General features: G+C 61.3%; 21 protein-coding genes. 6 read left to right on the forward strand and 15 right to left on the reverse strand.

Features of this window, described 5'->3' with window-relative positions:
• Nucleotides 1-327: 327 nt before the first annotated feature.
• Both BG22_RS07355 and BG22_RS07360 read right to left on the reverse strand, forming a co-directional pair.
• Nucleotides 328-1,638, reverse strand: coding sequence for a type II toxin-antitoxin system HipA family toxin (locus tag BG22_RS07355; RefSeq protein WP_140494513.1), 1,311 nt, complete (start codon nucleotides 1,636-1,638; stop codon nucleotides 328-330).
• Nucleotides 1,635-2,147, reverse strand: coding sequence for a helix-turn-helix transcriptional regulator (locus tag BG22_RS07360; RefSeq protein ID WP_258186271.1), 513 nt, complete (start codon nucleotides 2,145-2,147; stop codon nucleotides 1,635-1,637). Before BG22_RS07360 ends, BG22_RS07355 begins: the two co-directional genes overlap by 4 nt.
• A gap of 155 nt (nucleotides 2,148-2,302) precedes the next feature.
• Here BG22_RS07360 and BG22_RS07365 point away from each other — a divergent pair, with 155 nt between their 5' ends.
• Together BG22_RS07365 and BG22_RS07370 are read left to right on the forward strand one after the other, a co-directional pair.
• Nucleotides 2,303-3,628, forward strand: a complete 1,326-nt coding sequence (locus BG22_RS07365) for a nucleotidyltransferase family protein (RefSeq protein ID WP_181163444.1) — start codon at nucleotides 2,303-2,305, stop codon at nucleotides 3,626-3,628.
• 213 nt (nucleotides 3,629-3,841) lie between these two features.
• Nucleotides 3,842-5,413, forward strand: a complete 1,572-nt coding sequence (locus BG22_RS07370; RefSeq protein ID WP_375137710.1) for a polysaccharide biosynthesis tyrosine autokinase — start codon at nucleotides 3,842-3,844, stop codon at nucleotides 5,411-5,413.
• Between the two features lie 6 nt (nucleotides 5,414-5,419).
• On the opposite strand, the gene BG22_RS07375 is transcribed toward BG22_RS07370, so the two are convergent.
• Nucleotides 5,420-5,968: a low molecular weight phosphatase family protein gene (locus tag BG22_RS07375; protein WP_181163445.1), complete on the reverse strand. Its 549-nt coding sequence runs from the start codon at nucleotides 5,966-5,968 to the stop codon at nucleotides 5,420-5,422.
• An 89-nt stretch (nucleotides 5,969-6,057) separates the two neighbouring features.
• On the opposite strand from BG22_RS07375, the gene BG22_RS07380 reads away from it, so the two are divergent.
• Nucleotides 6,058-7,944 carry a DUF4012 domain-containing protein gene (locus BG22_RS07380; RefSeq protein WP_140494521.1) on the forward strand — a complete coding sequence of 629 codons (1,887 nt, stop codon included), beginning with the start codon at nucleotides 6,058-6,060 and terminating at the stop codon, nucleotides 7,942-7,944.
• Nucleotides 7,945-7,978: 34 nt separating this feature from the next.
• On the opposite strand, the gene BG22_RS07385 is transcribed toward BG22_RS07380, so the two are convergent.
• Nucleotides 7,979-8,317 carry a hypothetical protein gene (locus BG22_RS07385; RefSeq protein WP_140494523.1) on the reverse strand — a complete coding sequence of 113 codons (339 nt, stop codon included), beginning with the start codon at nucleotides 8,315-8,317 and terminating at the stop codon, nucleotides 7,979-7,981.
• Nucleotides 8,318-8,637: 320 nt separating this feature from the next.
• On the opposite strand from BG22_RS07385, the gene BG22_RS07390 reads away from it, so the two are divergent.
• From BG22_RS07390 to BG22_RS07400, 3 genes are all read left to right on the forward strand, one after another.
• Entirely contained in the window at nucleotides 8,638-9,195 is a 558-nt protein-coding gene (locus BG22_RS07390; protein ID WP_140494525.1) for a hypothetical protein, read from the forward strand.
• Nucleotides 9,196-9,388: 193 nt separating this feature from the next.
• Nucleotides 9,389-9,655 carry a PqqD family protein gene (locus BG22_RS07395; RefSeq protein ID WP_140494527.1) on the forward strand — a complete coding sequence of 89 codons (267 nt, stop codon included), beginning with the start codon at nucleotides 9,389-9,391 and terminating at the stop codon, nucleotides 9,653-9,655.
• A 70-nt stretch (nucleotides 9,656-9,725) separates the two neighbouring features.
• Nucleotides 9,726-10,220, forward strand: a complete 495-nt coding sequence (locus tag BG22_RS07400; RefSeq protein ID WP_181163446.1) for a S26 family signal peptidase — start codon at nucleotides 9,726-9,728, stop codon at nucleotides 10,218-10,220.
• Between the two features lie 293 nt (nucleotides 10,221-10,513).
• Here BG22_RS07400 and BG22_RS07405 read toward each other — a convergent pair whose 3' ends face one another.
• The 11 genes from BG22_RS07405 to rpe form a co-directional block, all read right to left on the reverse strand.
• Nucleotides 10,514-11,044, reverse strand: coding sequence for a hypothetical protein (locus BG22_RS07405; protein WP_140494529.1), 531 nt, complete (start codon nucleotides 11,042-11,044; stop codon nucleotides 10,514-10,516).
• Between the two features lie 520 nt (nucleotides 11,045-11,564).
• Nucleotides 11,565-11,975: a hypothetical protein gene (locus BG22_RS07410; protein WP_140494531.1), complete on the reverse strand. Its 411-nt coding sequence runs from the start codon at nucleotides 11,973-11,975 to the stop codon at nucleotides 11,565-11,567.
• Nucleotides 11,976-12,226: 251 nt separating this feature from the next.
• Nucleotides 12,227-12,871 carry a MerR family transcriptional regulator gene (locus BG22_RS07415; RefSeq protein WP_140494566.1) on the reverse strand — a complete coding sequence of 215 codons (645 nt, stop codon included), beginning with the start codon at nucleotides 12,869-12,871 and terminating at the stop codon, nucleotides 12,227-12,229.
• 89 nt (nucleotides 12,872-12,960) lie between these two features.
• The gene (locus BG22_RS07420; protein ID WP_140494533.1) at nucleotides 12,961-13,404 is read right to left on the reverse strand and encodes an FHA domain-containing protein; all 444 of its coding nucleotides are present in this window, start codon (nucleotides 13,402-13,404) and stop codon (nucleotides 12,961-12,963) included.
• 189 nt (nucleotides 13,405-13,593) lie between these two features.
• Entirely contained in the window at nucleotides 13,594-14,412 is an 819-nt protein-coding gene (locus BG22_RS07425) for a DUF881 domain-containing protein (protein ID WP_094668424.1), read from the reverse strand.
• Between the two features lie 3 nt (nucleotides 14,413-14,415).
• Complete coding sequence (locus BG22_RS07430) at nucleotides 14,416-14,748, reverse strand: small basic family protein (RefSeq protein WP_094668425.1); 333 nt, start codon at nucleotides 14,746-14,748, stop codon at nucleotides 14,416-14,418.
• Nucleotides 14,748-15,725 carry a DUF881 domain-containing protein gene (locus tag BG22_RS07435; RefSeq protein WP_140494535.1) on the reverse strand — a complete coding sequence of 326 codons (978 nt, stop codon included), beginning with the start codon at nucleotides 15,723-15,725 and terminating at the stop codon, nucleotides 14,748-14,750. The genes BG22_RS07430 and BG22_RS07435 overlap by 1 nt, the downstream gene beginning before the upstream one ends.
• A complete protein-coding gene (locus BG22_RS07440) occupies nucleotides 15,715-16,335 on the reverse strand; it encodes a CDP-alcohol phosphatidyltransferase family protein (protein WP_140494537.1) in 621 nt (206 codons plus the stop codon). The genes BG22_RS07435 and BG22_RS07440 overlap by 11 nt, the downstream gene beginning before the upstream one ends.
• 23 nt (nucleotides 16,336-16,358) lie before the next feature.
• Complete coding sequence (gene hisG, locus BG22_RS07445; protein WP_140494539.1) at nucleotides 16,359-17,210, reverse strand: ATP phosphoribosyltransferase; 852 nt, start codon at nucleotides 17,208-17,210, stop codon at nucleotides 16,359-16,361.
• Nucleotides 17,211-17,427: 217 nt separating this feature from the next.
• Nucleotides 17,428-17,691, reverse strand: a complete 264-nt coding sequence (locus tag BG22_RS07450; RefSeq protein ID WP_094668428.1) for a phosphoribosyl-ATP diphosphatase — start codon at nucleotides 17,689-17,691, stop codon at nucleotides 17,428-17,430.
• Between the two features lie 81 nt (nucleotides 17,692-17,772).
• Nucleotides 17,773-18,441 carry a ribulose-phosphate 3-epimerase gene (gene rpe / locus BG22_RS07455; protein ID WP_094668429.1) on the reverse strand — a complete coding sequence of 223 codons (669 nt, stop codon included), beginning with the start codon at nucleotides 18,439-18,441 and terminating at the stop codon, nucleotides 17,773-17,775.
• Nucleotides 18,442-18,472 lie beyond the last annotated feature (31 nt).

Here is an 18,472-nt window from a genome sequence, read left to right on the forward strand (position 1 = left end):
CATGCGCTCCACCGCGGACCGGACGCCCTCCCGCTGACGGTAACTGTCATCATCTCGTTATGTTCGTTTGGCATCTCGTGTCATCGAGTCAAAGCCAATCGGTAGATATTCTTGCCTTCCGGTAGCTATTGTATTTTCGTCTCGGTCACGTTTTCGCCAGTGTGCTCTTGTATAAAGGTGATAACAAGTTTGAGTTGTTTTGCATCGTCGGGGATATAGACGAGATTGTCTTTCCGCGCGATATCGAGCACGAGGTGGTTGGGATCATAGCGCCGCATAGAACACGTAGTCGGACCGGTCTGTCGCGTCCAGCCCCAATGGTCGTATCTAATCCGCAAACCAGCCCAGTACGCGTGAGCTCTGTTCGACGATGGACGTTCCCATGCGGTTGATCAGCGTCTTCTTGTCGGCAATATCCTCCTCGGTGACATCGGGAAGAACGCTCGCCCATGCTGATGCTTCGGTCGATGCCTGTACGAAGGAGGGAACGATCCGAATGGCCAGTTCCGCGAGCATGCCGGTAAAACGTTCCTGATCGGTCGGATCACTGCTGCATTGTTCGAAGAACCTTGTCCAATGCCTCAGCCCGATCCGTTCCCACTGATACTCGCCACCGATGCTCATCGCCAGTTTCCTTTCCCTGCGTCGTGTGTCATATGCGAACAGGGATGCGATGTCATAGAGCGGGGCCAACCGGGGGACTCCGCCGGATGGGGGCTCGAGAATCGCGTAGTTTTTGGCGTGCGCATCCGAGCCGCCTATCAGGTAGTTGAATATCAACGCTTTGATGAACGTGTGCGCATCCTCTTCCGGAAACCGGTTATCGCTCATGTATCGCACGATGTCAACGGCCCCGGGGCCTCCGTCGGATTGATACTTCTTGTCCGTCATGACGCTCATGGCTTGGCAGAAGTCCTCTTGATGGATCCGTGTCACGGTGGCGGGAACAACCGTGTCGTCAACGATGCGGTCCCAGCGCTCGCTGACGACCGCCGGCACGCCTCCGAACACCCGATAATCGGTTCGTGCAACAGGCAATGCCAGTTTTTCGGCCGTCTTCAGACACAGATATTCATTGAACGCCTGTTCGCGCAGTCCTCGTATGCTAGGTTTGATGATATGCGTGGTGGCGGAGGTTCCTTCGACCTCGTACCATTGCCCGTTTGTGTATCGGAGGGCCAGTTTGTCCTGCGCGCCGTTCAGGGACCAATGCTCCTCCCCGCTCTGCCATGAAGCCTGTTGTGGGCCGGCAATGGCGAGCAGCCGTTGCCCGATCCGTTCCTCGCTGATAGGTGTGATGCGGCCGTCTGGAATGTCTGCGTCGGGCGCGACGAATTGCACACCTCCGCCGCAGTCCAATCCCACCGCGGTCAACAGGGCGAACGGGTTGCGTGGATTCACTCCGTACAGACGGCCGATGCGCTGTCTTATGGCAGGGTCGTCGGGAAGGATGCCGTCGATGTACGCCTCGATCGGGTCCCCCTCCCACGGCTCGGCTTTGCGTGGCATGGACAGCGAAAGCGTCGTCGTATCGGAACCGCCCAAATCGTAGGTGAATGTATGTCTACCGGTCGGTTCCTCGCGTAGCACGCCGATATGGCGTCCGTTGAGCAGGACGTCAAGCGCTTTGATCTTCATCGTCGGTGTCGTTTCCTGTCATCGTTGCCTTCGACGTGGGGGGTTGTCAGTTTCCGCAAGGCGTTGAAATAGGTTTCCATCGAGAAACCCGCGAGAGGTTGCAACCGTTGCGCCATCCTGGATATCTCGTCGGAGGACGGGGATGGGACGTGCGCCACAGGATGAAGAGCACCCGGTCCGTCGGATTCATCGGGCGGACGCGTGCCGTGCGCGGCGGCTGCTTGGTTCGGTGTGGCGGGCGGCTGTCCCGGCACGTCGTACGAGACGGTGAAAGACACTCCGAGTTCGCGGCATAGCAGCAGTATGCGGGAGATGCTGGCGTTCTCGATCCTGCCCTGTTCGAACTGACTGATCCATGAGCGGGTCAGGCCGGTCCTTCGAGACAGTTCCTCTTGGGTGAGTTTCTGCGTCACCCGGGCGTCGCGAAGAGCCACTGTCAATTGTCTGATGGATCGAATTGCGCTCGACATCCTGCCCATTGCCGCTCCAATGTTAGACTTATCGAACATTTCACATGTTGTTAGATAAGTCTAACATGATAACGTCGAAAATTGTTAGAGAAATCGAATATCTAGCACCGGGACGACGCCCCGATGATTCGCCATGCGAGCACGCGCGCCGGATATACTGGAATCCGGTGCCGTTTCGCGTGGTGGAGGAGTTGTTGACTGAAGTATCGACTGAGCTGGAAGAATACGCGGTCACGCTAATGTCGGCCGCGCTGCACGGCGTCAGGGCGGGCGCCAAGCCAGATCGGGTCACTTGGGAGCAAGTGTATCGCCTTGCCGACCGGCACTCCATCCTGCCCATGATCCTGCCGGCCCTGCCCGACGGCGCGCTCGCCTCCGGGGGCATGCCTGCGGAACTGGCCGAACGGTGGAGGCATAGCGCGGACATGACCCTGTACCAGCAGGTGAGTTATGACATCGAGCGTGAGGCCATCACCGCCGATCTGCGCAAGGCTGGATTGTCGTGGATGCCGTTGAAGGGCATCATGGTCGCCGGCTATTACCCCCAACCCGGCATGAGGTCGATGAGCGACCAGGACATCGTCGTCGGATACGTGGAGCCGGACGGCGCCGGCGGGTGGCGTCCACGAGGGGACGGCGCCGATGCCGGGGGTGCCGGCGAGGGCCGGAAGGGGTGGGCCCGCAAGGCCGACGAGCACGTCGACCGCATCATGAAGGCCCATGGCTACGAGGCGGCGTCCACCGTCGGGCGGGACTCCTCCTACTTCAAGCCGCCGCTGCACTTCGAGATCCACCGCTCGCTGATCTCCGCCGCCGAGGTCGCGGCCGGATCGGCCAAAACCGCGGAGGTCGACTACTACGCCAACCCATGGCGGTTGGCGACGTGCAAAGGTGTCCCGCCATGCGAGTTCCGGTTCGGCGTCCGGGACGAATACGTGTTCCACATCGACCACATGTCCAAGCACTATCGTGGATCGGGGTTCGGCCTGCGGTTCCTCGCGGACGAATACCTCTATTGCGTGAGGTTCCCAGAGGAGGTGGGGTCCGAATACGTCGCCGAACAGCTGGGGTATCTCGGGCTGGGTGGCTTCGAGAGGGCGGTGCGCGAGCTGTCCGTCGCGCTGATGGAGCATCCCGGATCGTGGAGAAGCCTCGTCGGCCCGGAGGTGCGCGAGCTGTTCGGCGACGTGCTCTCGGGCGGCATCTACGGGTCGATGGAGCGCAAGATCGCCAGGACGATGGGCCGGGAGCAGGGGCTGCTGGCCACCGAGCCGGAAGGGGCCGGAAGCCGGTCCGCAACGCCGCATGGGCGCGTGCCGAGGTTCGTGGACTACCTGTGGCGTCGGCTCTTCCCGCCGCGCGCCATCGTCGAGACCTATTATCCGACGTGGTCCAACCCTCTGGCCCGACTTCTCCTGCCCCTTCACAGGGCCGCCCTTGCACTGAGGGAGCATCCGAAGCGGCTGGCGCAGGAAATCGTGCTCGCATGGCGGCAGGGAAGGAACGGCCGTGGGCGGTGAGACGAGGGACGTCGGACGGTCCGGCATCGGGCCCACGCCAAAGCGTGTATCCCCCTGTCGGCTATACTTCGAAACAATATAGGAAGAACACGAGAGGAGAGGTTCGTGGTTTCGGAAACCCTCGAACAGAATGAATCGGCTAATGCGGAGGGCCGGCCGTCGCGCACGAACAGCGGCCATGACCGTGGCGACGCGGTCGCGCACGAACAGGGCATGACGATCCTTGACCTGCTGATGGCGGTGCGCAAGCACTGGCTGACCGCGATCCTCACGTTCATCGTCGTGGTCGGCGCAGTGGCCGCATATACGTTCGCCCGCACGCCGATGTACACCGCGCAGGCGCAGATGTTCGCGTCGTACAACAATCCGGCGACGGACGCCTCTAACGAGAATGCCCCGTCGAACTATACCGCGGTCGGCACGCAGAGCGTCGCGGGCAGCTACATCGCCACCCAGCTGAAGAGCTATCCGAACTTGGTCAAGACCAGCGCGGTGCTCAGCCCGGTGGTCAGCGCGCAGAATGACGACTCCCTGACGTTGAGCTCGCTTTCCGGCATGGTGTCCGCCGACAATCCGGAGGACACGTACATGCTCAACGTGTCGGTCGTCAACCCGGATCCGCAAAAGGCCGCCGATCTCGCCAACAGCGTCGCCGACTCCCTGTCCAAGGTCGTCGGCTCCGAGCTGTACTCGTCCGGCGAGAACTCGATCGTCAAGCTGTCCGTCGTGCAGAAGGCGCAGGAGCCGGTGGCCCCGAGCTCGCCGAACGTCAGGCTCAACCTCGCTGCCGGCGCCGCCCTCGGCCTGATTCTCGCGCTCGTCGTGGCCGTGCTGCGCGACCTGCTCTCCCGCCGCGTCCAGGATGTCTCCGACCTGCAGTCGATCGCCCAGAACGCCACCATCGTCGGCGTCATCCCGAAGGATCCGTCGCTTGACGTGACCAAGCCAATCGTCGTCTCCAAGCCCGACGGCTCCATCGCGGAGGAGTTCCGCCGCATCCGCACGAACCTGTCGTTCACCACGTCCAAGGACGGCGACAAGGGGCGTCTGATCGTCGTCACCTCGTCGATGCCAGCCGAGGGCAAGACCACGATTTCCTGCAACCTCGCCGCGACCCTCGCCGAGAACGGCGCAGCCGTGCTCCTCATCGACGCCGACCTGCGCCACCCCTCCGTGGCCGAGCGACTCGGGGTCGAAGGCAACGTCGGCCTCGCCCATGTGCTGAGCAACCAGGCCAGCGTCAAGGACGTTGTCCAGCGCTACTGGAAGCCGAACCTGCATGTGCTGCCTGCCGGCCCGCGTATTCAGAACGCGTCGGTGCTGCTTAACTCAACCATCATGAACTCGCTCATCAAGCAGGCGGTGCGGCAATATGATTACGTGATTATCGACACCTCGCCGATGTCCGTAGCCAATGACGCCGCGGTCTTTGGCCAACAGGGCAACGGCGTCGTCCTCGTCTCCGGTAGGGGAGTCACGTTCAAGCGCGCCCTGCGCGGCACAGTCACCGAGCTGGGCGAACTCGACGTGCCGGTACTCGGCTTCGTGTTCAACATGGCCGACGAGAAGCGCAAGGGCGGCTATGGCTCCTATTACTACTACGGCTCCTATTACTACTACGGCGATTATGGCTACGGCGTCGATAACGAGGACGACAAGTCCGAGTTCTCTAAGGGCCGCAAGCATAAGGGCAAGCGCGTCGCCCCGAAGCGGTCCGGGCGGCTGGTCGGTTCGGCCAAACCACTGGTCAGGTCCGAACCGACCAGCCAGACCGACGCGAATTAGCGCAGGTCAGGCGAGCGCGGCGGCGATGCGCTTGAGCACACGGACCAAGGCGTTGTGGGCGGAGATGAAGGCGTCCATGCCGAGGCCCTGAGGGTCGTCCACGTTCTCGGCATCGGGTAACGCCGGGCGTAACAGCCCGGCGTTGTCGGCCACCGAGTCGATGCGCTCCTCGATGGAAGAGCCGGTAATCCATCCCTGTTCTTTGGCCATCTCGCACATGTTCGCGAAATCGGTGATAAGGAACGTTCTGCGGGCCTTCAGCGGCGACTCCACCACGATATCGGCACGCTGGGCCGTCTCGAAGCACAGGATCAAATCGGCCTCGCGTGCGATCTGCGAGGTGATGCGGCGCGAACGGAACGATTCGATCGTCTTCTCGTCGATGCGATCCCGGCGCAGGATGGCCGCCGCCTCGTCGGAGATCGGATGATCATGCAATCCCCGTGTGCCCGCCGACTCGAACGTGAGCGAATCATCATGGAAGATATACGGGGCGAGCAGCTCCGCCATGGCTGAACGGGAGATGTTGCCCGTGCAAACGAAGAGAATGTGCATGCGGCCCATTGTAGGCGTCCCGAGACAACTCATCGTGCCGGATTCGCGCGGTTACCTCGCGATTGCCCTGTATGCGGTAGCATGGCTACGTGGCTATCGAGGAATTGCGCAACGAATCGGGACATGGACCGACCGTCATCAGGAACGACGATCACAGCGGTCTTGAGGTCAAAAGATACCTCAGGCGCCGCGTCAGACGGGTGATACGGGACACGCTGCTGGTCATCATCGCAGTCGTGCTGTCCGCGATCATCGTGATCAGCGCATATTTTGCGATTTCCGCGGCATTCGTCGCCCACGAGGTCAAGGCCGCGGCCGCCACGGTTACGTCGCTGCAGGGTGCCGATATCACGGCCGATGATGCGAGCGGCAAGCTCAAAACCACTTCGGATGAGCTGCGCAAGCACGCTGACGCCGCCTACATTCATACCAGCAACCCGATTTGGGCGATGGCCGGCAAGTTGCCGGGATACGGTGGCGACGTCGAAGCTATACGTACCTCGGTCGACGCGCTGCATCAGGTCGCCGACGACGCACTGCCGCTGATCGTCGACGCCGTCTCCGACGTGGATGTGTCGCGCATTACGATTGCCGACGGATCGGTGTCAGTTCCCGGCATCCGTCAGGCGGCGCCCAAACTCGCCAAGGCAAACGGGATCATCGCCGACGCGAACGCCAAGCTCCAATCCATCGACGGCGTGACGCTCGGCGCTTTGCAACGCCAGCTCAAGCCCGCGCAGGAGAAGTTCGTCACCCTCGCCGAGACCAGCGATACACTCTCGCGCGGCGCGCAGCTGCTGCCGAGCATGCTCGGACTGGACGATCCGAACGCCACGCGTACCTATCTCGTGCTCGCGCAGAACAACGCCGAGGTCCGCACCACCGGAGGCATCGCCGGCGCCTTCGGACTGGTAAGCGTGAAGGGTGGCAAAGTGGAGATGCACGACTTCGTCTCCACCTCCGAGTTCGGCAGCTTCGACCAGCCGGTCGTACCCCTCCAGTCGGATGAGCGTGACATCTTCGGTGACAGACTCGGCGAGTTCATGCAGGACGTGAACTTCACCCCCGACTTCTCGCGCACCGGGCAAATCGCCAAGGCCATGTGGGAGGCCAAACGAGGCGGTACCATTGACGGCGTGATCAGCATGGACCCCGTGTTTCTGCAGCGCGTGCTTTCCGTGGTCGGGCCGGTCACGGTTGACGGCGGCAACGGTGTGTCCATGACGCTCGACGGCTCCAACACGGCGCAGTCCCTGCTCAACAAGGTCTACTTCGATCTTCCGAACAACGCCGATCAGGACAAATTCTTCGGGCTCGCGGCCAAGGCGTCCTTCGACAGGATCCTGCACTCGTCCTCGGCGAATCCCTCCGAACTGGTCAGGCAGGTGATTTCCTCGGCCGAGGACGGGCACCTGTACGTCTGGAGCGCTCGCGAGGATGAGCAGAAGCTGCTTGATGGCACGTTGGTCGGAGGTACCCTCGTCACCAAGGAATCCGGCGGGTACATGGGCGCCAAGGCGCCGCGGCAGGTGATCGGCGTGTACTACAACGACGCGATGGCCTCGAAGATGGATTGGTACCTTGACCGCTCCGTCGAGGACAAGCTCGTCCAGACCTACCCGAACGGGCGCGAGCGCCACGAGATTACTATCCGCATGAGGAACACCCTCTCCGCCGGCGACGTGGAGGGGCTGCCCGACTACATCATCGGCACTCTGGAGAACGGGGCCGTCAAGGGCAACATCCAGTTCGTCAACTACCTCTACGTTCCTGCCGGCGGATCCGTGCCCGAATACGCGGCCGGACCGAACGGCAACAAAGGCGACGACTACGCCATCCACGACGGGCTGACGGTCGTGGCCAAGCAGGTCTCGCTGGCGCCGGGGGAGAGCTACGAGATCAAGGCCACGGTTTACACCGCGCCGGAATCGATGAACGGACGGACCGTCGTGCGCCAGACGCCGCTGGCGCGATAGACATGGTAGGCGGCGACCGTCGTGCGGCTGGCGCCTACTGCAGAGCCTGCAGCCCGATCAGGATTACGGCGCCGCCGAGGCACACGACCGCGAACAGCGCCAGATCCAGCCTGACGAGGAGCCGCTCGCGGCGATGGCGCCGCTTGATGCGCTCGATGTGCTCCTTGCTCATCCTTCGATTCGTGTGCGTGCGGTGGCGCGCGCCCTGCACCTCGATGAGTGGGACATCGTGATCGATCTCGTTGATGTCGATCGTGGCGTCCTGGTCGCCCTTAGGCGTGTCGCGTGTTTGGGGGAGCTGGTGCCCCGGGGAATCAATATCCGGACTATGCGATTCAGATTCGTGTGATTCCTGCTTTTGGACTCTGGCCAACGTACGTCCCCTTGTCTGGTTTCCTTAGAGCGCATTGGGCTGAGGGCCGGTTCCCGTCTACTGCTTCGCTCGCCGGCGATCCGCCTCGGATACATCCAGACTACGTGGTTCGGCGAGCCGGGGACGCATCCCGGCTATAATGTTACCGCTCTGTTAACCTAATGCGGTGATATCGGTCCCTCCCTTGATGCTAAAGTGTAGGCAGTCGGAAGGGGATTTCCGCATATTCGGTAGATGTGCTGGGATTCTCAGGTTTGAACTTCCGAACTGAAACTGTCAATGCGCGAATGAAAACGCATGTGGGAGGAGGATGGATAAAGATGAAGAAGATTTCCGCTATGTTTGCGGTGATTGCCGCACTGCTGTTCTCGGTGTTCGCGTTCACCCCGTCGGCCATGGCCGACCCCACCCCGTACTCGGCTTCGATCAGCGCCTCTGCCAACGCCGATGGCACCGCTACCGTCACCGTGACCCTCGATGAGGCCACCTACAACGCCGGCTACCAGTACGTTGGTGCCCAGGTCAACGACGCCAACATCAGCAATGTCACTCTGGCCGCCGAGAAGACCTACGGCTGGTGGCAGGTGAGCTCCGCTCGTACAGCCACCTTCAAGCTCTCCACGCTGAACTGCACGGACACCACCATTGAGGTGCTGGCCTCCAAGGACGCTCAGGGTGGTTCCGCTCGCGAGGTCGGCGAGACAACGGTCAGCTTCCCGGCCACCTGCAACGTCGTCGAGTCCGCCGTAGCCTCTAAAGGCGCTGCTTCCAACGAGGTCGCTAAGACCGGTGTGAGCGTGATGCCGTACGCCGTGGCCGTCGTGCTGCTGGCTGTCGCCGGCGGTGCGCTGTTCGTGATGCGCAAGAACGCCCGCTGAATTATTCCGTTCCATCGGAATAATTCATAACGTCATCAAGGAAGTCCTCTGGGTCCTCATGGATTCGGGGGACTTTGTTATTCGGGCATCCTGTGAGATTGCAATGCGGATACAATTCGTGTGGGAAGATGTGTAGGAGGATAATCCCAAGGAGTCCCGAAGAGTTTTAAGCAGTCCAAGGAGGGGAGCCGATATGAAGGTCAAGCATGGGTTCGTGATGCGCGATGTGGCCGGGCAGACGGTGATCATCGCCACGGGTGAGGTATCCCGGACGTTCCAGGGTATGATCCGCGTAAACGACACAGGCAAGGTCATTTGGTCCGGGCTGAACGACGGGTTGACCGTCGATCAGATTGTTGACAAGGTCATCGCCGAGTTCGACGTGGACCGCGCCACCGCCACCTCGGACGTTGAGACGTTCATCGGGAAGATGCGCGACAACGGATTCTTGGATGAGTGAGACGGACCGTTTCCGGTCTAGGCCTTCATCCCGGTCTAGGTCGTCCGCTCCCACCGTATCCGGTTTGGCTGTGTCCGATTCATATGAGCGCCTGGAACAGGTGCTGCGTGACGAGCGGCTGTTCGTCAGCACCACGGTGGGTATCAGTATGTGGCCGATGCTGCGCAACCGGCGCGATACGATTATAGTCCGGCCGGTGCCGCACGGGGAACGACTCGCGGTCGGCGATGTGGCGTTGTACCGCGTGACCGACGGATTGGGCAACCGCAAATACGTGCTGCATCGCGTCGTGGGTGTGTACGACGGCTGGTATGCGATTCGCGGCGACAACCGACTGTTCACCGAACACGTGCGCGACGGTCAGGTCCTTGGCCGCCTCGAGGAGTTCTATCGTGGCTCGCGGCATATCGATTGTGCGTCGTCCCGCGGTTATCGCCTCTACTGGCATGCATGGATGGCGCTGTGGCCGTTGCGGTATTGCTGGAAGCGTGCAAGGGCCTTGATGGGACGTTTCCTGCGCTTGTTCGGTTGGAAGGGGCTTCATCCCAATCGAAAGCCTTTCTAGAGCATTTTCGCGTTCACGATGGCGTGTCATGCGTTCACGGGGGATTCCACGCATCGCACCCTATCTGTGATTCCATGCATTCAATCTGACATAACGTACATTATCGGATAATAATCCAAGCATTGTTTTGGAAGTATTAGACCCCAATGATTCCAAAGGCTGTGTCGCTTCCACGGATTATCGGACATCAACGAAATCCTGCCATTTTCGGTTATTTACAGCTCGATTTGGCACACGCTTGGCACATGTTTCCCGCGCGAACGCGCGACGCGCATAGCCGGGATTCGAGATCGCTATCGGACACGAAGAATCCGTATCAGCCAGCCGATTGCAACAATCAACCCCGTGGCCAACGCGGCGACCGCGACGTAACGGCAGACGGATGGCGCAACATCATTCTGCGGGAAAGGCAGGAACATGGCGGCAAGCCATAGGAATGCCGCAAAGACGCAAGCGATTGCCAGTACGACCGGGAACAACCACCGATGCTGCGCATCCGGCACATGCCAACGGATAAGGTGTGCAACGAGAATGACGCAGCCGGCCGTCAACAGCACGATTCCCAGAAGCGATACCAATGCCATGATCAAGCCCACAAACGGACTGAACAACAGTACGCTGAGTGTTTCAGCCGGAACGCCGTCGTAGGTTCCATCCACGGCAGCCGACATATCGGATGACGCTTTGCCGTAATACCACGTACCGAGGGTGGCGATGACTCCCCCAACAGAAATGCAAACGATGGCAACGATTCCAGCCGCCCCGCATACACGGCGTGAAGATGGATATCGATGGGGCGGCAGGTTAGCTTGTGAAGGCATCATCGACCGATTTCCTGAGGCTGCGCGACTCCCCGTGGCGGTGCCTCCTGAGCCTATGCTTCCTAAACCCGTGTTCCCGGAGCCTGTGTTCCCTAACGTGTTCCCTGGGACGGCGTTCCCGGACACCCCATTCCCCTGCTGCAATCCCATGCGTCACTCCCCCTTAAGCCGCTTGTTCCAACTCCATTATCGGGCAAGAACGCACTCGAAGGGCGCGTCGAATCGCACCACTTGAGACACTGCCTTGGTGCAAATGATAGTGCCACGAGGATGGACAGAGGGGACGATGCGTGCAATACCATGAAGGCATAGACTCAGATTCCGTGGATGCCCTTGTGAAGTGGCCTGATTTTTGTTCCGTCTCTACTGTGAGACGGCTGGTGCCGCCTGCTGTCGATAATACTCGTTTTCCATGTCCTGTGGTGTCCTGTAGCCCAGTGAGGCGTGCAGTCGTTTCGAGTTGTACTACGCCACCCACCGCATCGTCGCGTATTGCCGAGTGCTATCGCCGGTTTTCCAGTCACTATTGCTTGCGCTCACCACCGCTCCGCCGAGGGCGCACGGCCTTGCCCAGCCGGCGATCCATCTCCGTTTCCATCGCATGACGCGCCTGTACGTACATCGCCGCGATTTCCGACATCACCAGCACGATGACGACTATCGCGCCGAACAGCGCATATCGTTCATAGAACGCCCGCACGTTGGCATCCATCGTATACGCCATCAGCGCGTATACGGGGAACGGCACAATCGCCATCACGAATGACGCCACATGAGCCATCACCATCGTCCAACTCACCGGATTGACCGGCCCGCGACGTGAGCGTGGAATGAACAATCGCCCGCGCAGCACGGTGATGCAGATGATGTTCGCCGCCATCACTACGGCGATGATCCACAACGCCACGGGCAGCAGTTCGACCATGACCGTCATAAGCGAAACCTCCGAAAACTCGAAATCGTGCAGGAGCCATTCCTATACGGGAAGCCTGAGAGCAAAACCAAGAACCGTTCCTCAGTGCTCTTATCGCTAGAATTCCCAGTGCATCCAGCAAGAGATATCGGCGATTGAGACAGACCGCAACACGTCAAAATACCGGCAGGGCACCGGAATGCGGAACACGATGATCGGCATTCAGCTATGGCATTCATGCCAACGCACGCCACACGGACCTAGCTCAGCGCTCAGTGCAGCGCACTCTCGCGTTCCCGCTGCCGCCGCTGCGCCTCAAGCTTCTTGCGCATGCGCATGGCCGTGAGCTCGTCGATGGGACGATTGGTGGTGATGGTCACCGGGTTGGACTCGAGATCCACGTAATCCTCGTGCTCGAGCGCCGTCTCGATCTGATGCCAGAGCGAACCGACCGACACGGCGAACACCGCCTTGCCGCTGTTGAGCAGATCCAACATCTGCTCGCTGGTGGTGCATTCGTGTACTTCCTGACCGTCGCACATGATGGTCACATTAGCCAGTTGGCCGGTGCTTCGCTGGGTCAGGAAGCCGATGGCCGCAGTGACGTTCTGCAGGTTCACACCTGCGTCGAGCAGCTTCTTGGAGACGGCGAGAATCACCACGTCCTTGAAGGAGTACAACCGGCGCGAACCGGAGCCGTGCGAGGGGGTGATCGACGGCTCCACGATCTGCTTGCGCGCCCAGTAATCCAGCTGCCGATAGGTGATGCCGGCGACTTTCGAGGCGACGGTACCGCGGTATCCGCGTTTGGGCTCCTCGGAATCGGTGCTGGAGAACAGCTCCCCCTGCACCGCATGATCGTTGAGGTTCGTCCGCTCGGCGAGCGGCGTATGCAGATGCAACCCGGTCTGTTCCATCATGCCCCCTTACCGGGCGCCGGCGCTCTCCCGCGGTTTCCGCTGGGCGGTGCCCTCCCCCAGTGTACCCGTCAGCTGGTTGGTATCGGTTATTGGGAGATGACTGCGGACTTGGTGAAGAACATGAGCCGGAACTTGCCGATCATGATCTCGTCGCCGTTCTTCAGCACCGCCTGATCGACGCGCTGCCGGTTCACGTAGGTGCCGTTGAGGCTGCCCGCATCGATGACGGTGAATGTGCCGTTGGCGCGGCGGAACACGGCGTGCTGGCGGGATACCGTGGAATCGTCCAGCAGGATGTCCGCGCGGGGATCGCGTCCCACGGTGATCTCATCCTCGTCCAGGAGATAGCGGGAGCCGGATACCGCGCCCCTAGTGGAGATCAGCAGCGCGGTGCCGTCGGACAGGCGCGTGATCGTATCCAGATCGTCTTGGGTCAGTGGACGGTCTCCGGTGGAGGTGATGGGCAAAACATTGATGGCAGGCAAACCGATGATGGTGGTTTCGCCTGCGGTAGGAATCGGATCAGTCATAACTTCCTATAGTACAAGGACGATTGCGGTTTCGTTCATCGACGTGCGGAAAAGCCGCGAAATAGCCATCTTTGTCGATTGCTCACGCAGTCGGATTACGCGCCGGACGACGCTGCCCGGCGGGGCACGCGCTCGTACGGCGATTCCTCACGCGGCACACGGCACACGCGCCGCTCGGCGCCATCACCGTCATTCCGCGGTTTTCGCATAGGTGTTCGGCGTGGCGACGTGGACCTCGTCGATGACGATGTTGTCCGAGGACTGCACGTCCACGCTGGCCCCATACTTCACCTGAAGCTGTGCTCCCACACCGCCGGCGATGTCCACGGCGTTGGACAGTTCCTGCGGGTTGCCAATCGCCTTGACCACGTAGGTGGGCTTGATGGTGGTGCCGTCCGCGATGAGTCCCTCGTCCGCGTCCTGGATGTAGGTGGATGCCACGACGCGCACGTCGTTAATGGCGATGACCTCGGCTCCGGCGTTGCGCAGCTCCTCGATGAGGTTGAACATGATGGAGGCATCGACCTTGGTCGATCCGCGGCTTACACGCACGGTGATGCCGGACCCCTTGGCGGGCAGACGGCCTGAAATCAAACCGGATGTATCCTCGTTCTGCTTGGCAATCTTGCGCGCCTGCTCCTGTTCGTCGGCGGCCGACTTGAGCGAGTTGAGCTGCTCGGTGAGCTGGCTCTTGCGCTGCTCGAGGTTGGTGATCTGCGTGTTCGATTCGTTGAGCAGACGGACCAGTTCGGTTTCGTCCAGCGTCTCGTACGTGGACTTCGAATTGTTGATTTGGGTCATGTAGGCGAATCCGAGCAGCGCGCACATGAGGGTGACGAGCACCGACGAGAGCAGGCGCGACCTCAATCCGCCCCGGTTGTCGTTGCGCCGCGGCTTCTTGCGCACGGTGGGGAACGAGCCGGTCTCCATGCGGTCGTTGACGGTGTCCTGGGCATGCTGGTCCCGCAGTTTCTCCAGCATGTTGTTCGATTTCGCGCGTCGGGCCATGGCTCAGCCTCGGAAGATGAATCGCCTGATGGCGGACACGTTCGAGAAGATGCGGATGCCGAGCACCACGATGACGGCGGTCTGCAGCTGCGAGCCGACGCCGAGCTGGTTGCCGAGGAACACCAGCAGGGTGGCCGTGATCACGTTGGCGAAGAAGGAGATGACGAACACGCGGTCGGAGAAGCTGCGCTCAAAGTAGGCGCGGGCGGCGCCGAGCAGCGCGTCAAGCGCGGCCACCACCATGATGGGCAGGTACGGCTGCACGATGACCGGAATGTCCGGCTTGACGAACACACCGACGACCACGCCGATGATGAGCCCGAGTACCGCTGCCATTATTCGTTCCTCTCCGCGTACTGGACGTCCCCAGCCACCGCTGCCTCAAGTCTAATCGAATTGCTCTTGCTCACTTGGGGGTAAATGCCGGCTTGTTTGAAGGAATCGTAGAGGCTTGCGAGTTTCTTCTCCCCCATGGCGTCCGCCAGATCGTTTTTGTTGCCGATCGCTTCGATGGTGTATGAGCTTTGGATTGCGGTCATGCCGATGAGGATGTGTCCGCCGGCCTTGCGGATGGAAGTCTGCGCGCCGATCCGGTTGCCATTGATCGCGATGGCCTCGGCGCCGTTCTGGAACATCAGCGAAACGAGCTGCTGCAGATCGAGGTCGGTGACCACACGGATGTTGCTGGAGGTGCCGACGCGGGAGGACGAGGTCTGATCCGACTGACTTGCGGCGATCGGGTCGGCCAAGGTCATGGTGATGCCCTGCCCTTCGACGGCGACCGTGCCGTTGAGCATCTCGTCCTGCAGCAGGGCCTCGCTTTTGACGGTGCCCGAAATCTTCTTGGACTGTTCGTCCACCTGAGTGCGCAGCGAGTTCACGTCTTTGGTGAGGCTGTCAATCTGGCTGTTGCGGTCCTCGATCTGGCCGGCGAGGGTCTGCCGCACCTGTTTGCGCGGGTCGGATTGAAGCTGCTGGACGAACAGGCTCCCCGCAAAGCCGACGCCCACGCAGATGAGGAAGACGATGATGCGCGTCGCCCAGACGGACAGCGCGGAACGGTGCTCGTGGACCAGTCGGGAGTCGGAGAACATCGGGTCCATCGGCCGGTTGACCAGATCGTCGATGAGCCGCAGCGAATCGTCGTTGGTTTTGCGACGGCGTCGGGTGCGGATGGCGCCCGCGTCGTCGGGCGACAACGCGTGATGGGAATCGATGCCGCGTACGGATGCCGAGAAGATCGCACGGCGTCGGACCGGCTCGTTCTCCTTAGGCACGGGGAACGAGACCGGTGCCGTGAGGTCAGGAGCCATACCGCTCCCCCAGCTCCTTGCGCAGTAACGTCACGCCCTGCCTGGTGTAGATGTATCCGGCGAGCCAGTACATGGCCAGTCCCCAAATGCCCGCGGCAAGGGCCGCGAGATAGAACAGATGGAAGAACGTGGAGGTGCCCAGATCGGCGAAGATCAGTCCGACGATGGACATCATGAGCAGCGCGGTGCCCGCCTTGCCCACGAAATGCACCGGCAATGGACCGTAGTCGTACTGCGCGAGCCAGATGACCTGGATGGCCATCCACAGGTCGCGCAGACCGACGATGATCAGCATCCACCAAGGGATGATGCCGGCTATGCCCAACGCCAGAATGGAGCAGAAGATGAGCAGTCGATCGGCGATGGGATCGAGGATCTGCCCGATCTTGCTCACCTGATTGAAGCGGCGAGCAATGATGCCGTCAAGACCATCGGAAGCTGAGGATACGGCGATCAGCGCCAGTGCGGCGATCATCTCGTGCCGTGACACCAGAACGGTGATGAACGGGATGGAGATGATGCGCAACGCACTGATGATGTTGGGCACGGTGAAGTAGATGTCCCGCGCCTCCGGGCTGTATCTGCTGGTGTTGGCTTTCTGGCTGGTCATGTCCACCTAAAACAATCGAATGATCAGATGCGCGACGCCTGCAATGCGGTCACGATGATGCCACGTGCGCCGACCTCGTACAGGTCGTCCATCAGCTGGTTCACCTTGGCCTTGGGCACCATGACGCGTACGGCGTTCCACTGCTTGTCGTGCAGCGGGGAGATGGTCGGGCTCTCGAAACCGGGGGTCACGGCCACGGCGGCGGCCACCTTGCTGATCGGGATGTCGTAGTCCATGAGCACGTACTGGTGTGCGGTGAGCACGCCCTGAAGGCGGCGGGACAGCACCGCCAGACGCGGGTCGTCGGTATCAAGGCGCGGGGAGCGGATGAGGCAGGCTTCGGAGTGCATGAGCGGCTCGGCGAAGATGCGCAGGCCGGCGTTGCGCAGTGTGGTGCCGGTGGAGACCACGTCGGCGATGAGGTCGGCCACGCCGAGTTGCACGGAGGATTCCACGGCGCCGTCCAAGTGGATGGTCTCGGCCGTGATGCCGTGATCGGTCAGATAGTCCTGCACGAGCTTGTCGAAGGTGGTGGCCACGCGCTTGCCCTGGATGTCCTCAAGCTTGGAGATCGGCGACTCGTTCGGCGCGGCGAAGCGGAAGGTGGAGGCTCCGAAGCCGAGCGGAAGATGCTCGATGGCTTCGGTGCCGGAGTTCTTGAGCAGGTCCTCGCCGGTGATGCCGACGTCGATGGCGCCACGTCCCACGTACACGGCGATGTCCAGCGGGCGCAGATAGAACAGTTCGATGTCGTTGTCCGGGTCCTGGACGACGAGCTGGCGCGGATTGGTGCGCAGACGGTATCCCGCCTCGGCCAGCATGTTCCAAGCGGGCTCGGACAGCATGCCCTTGTTCGGAACGGCGATTCTCAGCATAAATGCTCCTCTCCCTGATGGGAGTTACTGTGTGTACAGCTTCCTACGACTCAGATTTCCACGACGCAATCAATCGGTTGCGGCATTGAAGACGTTGCTCTCGACTGTGGCCCGGCCAATGCCTTGTGCGTGGCACGGCGCGCGGTGCACAGGACCACGCACAAGCATCGGCCGGAATGGCCAATCGGATTGTGGCCGGTCAGATTCCGGCCCGCCGTCACAGATGCTTGTAGACGTCCTCGAGGGTCAGACCGTGCTTGATCATCATCACCTGAACGTGGTAGATGAGCTGGCTCATCTCCTCGGCGGTGCGGTCGGCGCCTTCGTACTCGGCGGCCATCCAGGTCTCGCCGGCCTCCTCGATGATCTTCTTGCCGATGAAGTGGGTGCCCTTGTCCAGCTCCTCGACGGTCAGGGAGCCCTCGGGGCGGGTCTCGGCCTTCTCGCTCAGCTCGGCGAACAGGGATTCAAACGTCTTCATAATGTTGTGTTTCCTTTATTGATACGGTTGCGTCGATTGCGTCGGGCGCGGATGCATGGATGCCGCCGCGCCGGTCGACAATCAGTCCTTGTAGGCGGCCTCGGCCTTGGTGCGGATATCATCGATGGCCTGGGCGGGGCTTTCGGCACCGTACACGGCGGAACCGGCCACCAGCACGTCGGCGCCGGCCTCGGCCACGATGTGCGCGGTCTTGGGGCTCACGCCGCCATCCACCTGGATGCGGGTCTTGAGGCCGCGGCGGGTGATCTCGTCGCGCAGGCGACGCACCTTGGCCATCTGGTTGTCGAGGAACTTCTGGCCACCGAAGCCGGGCTCAACGGTCATGATGAGGATCATGTCGAACTCATCGAGGATGTCGAAGATCGGTTCGACCGGTTCGGCCGGGCGGACGGCGAAGCAGGCCTTGCAACCCATGTCGCGCAGCTGGCGGGCCAGACGCACGGGGGCGTGCGTGGCGCCCATGTGGAAGGACACGGAGGCGGCGCCGAGCTTGGCGTACTCCGGGGCCCAACGGTCCGGGTCCTCGATCATGAGGTGCACGTCCACCGGCAGGTCGGTGACCTCGCAGATGCGCTTGACGATCGGCTCGCCCAGCGTGAGGTTCGGAACGAAATGATGGTCCATCACGTCCACATGGACGAGGTCCGCGTTGGCGATGGCCTTGAGGTCTCGCTCGAGGTTGCAGAAATCGGCGGACAGAATGCTGGGTGCGATTGCGATCTTGCTCATGGTTTCCTACCTTATCTTTCAAATGGGACTT

This window comes from Bifidobacterium sp. UTBIF-78, assembly GCF_006408945.1.
Taxonomy (GTDB): Bacteria; Actinomycetota; Actinomycetes; order Actinomycetales; family Bifidobacteriaceae; genus Bifidobacterium; species Bifidobacterium myosotis.